The following is a 375-nucleotide window of genomic DNA, read 5'->3' as shown; positions in this document are numbered from 1 at the left end:
CACGAAAATCGACAACGGCCGACCGGGTGATCCGGTCGGCCGTTGCCGTCGTGTGCTGTGTCCCCACTTCTCAGCAGACGATCATCGGGTGGCGCCACCCATCCGACGGCGGGCGAGCAGTGAGCCCGCCGCGGTCACCACGCCGCCACCGGCGAGGACCCACGCGAGGTTGAGGCCCTCGTCGTCGGTCGAGCCGGTTCCGGCGTCGATCCGGTTCGGGAGCTGGACGTCCTCGGTGCCGCCCACCTCGTCGGCCGGGTCGTTCTGGTCGGCCGGGTCGTTCTGGTCGGCCGGGACGTCGTCTCCGGGCACGTCCTCCGGGTTGTCGCCCGGCTCCGGGTTGGTCAGGTCGTCCGGGCCCTCGGGGCGGGGCTC

Annotated in this window: 1 protein-coding gene; it reads right to left on the bottom strand. The window is 72.5% G+C overall.

Annotated elements, in window-relative coordinates:
- Window positions 1–81: 81 nt before the first annotated feature.
- On the bottom strand, window positions 82–375 hold a 294-nt coding region (locus ACOADB_RS20120), incomplete at its 5' end, for a hypothetical protein (protein WP_378602592.1).

This window comes from Nocardioides sp. CPCC 206348 (assembly GCF_048654705.1).
Lineage (GTDB): Bacteria > Actinomycetota > Actinomycetes > Propionibacteriales > Nocardioidaceae > Nocardioides.
Note: the sequence above shows the minus strand (reverse complement) of the source record. Positions and strands in the feature narration are given on the sequence as shown.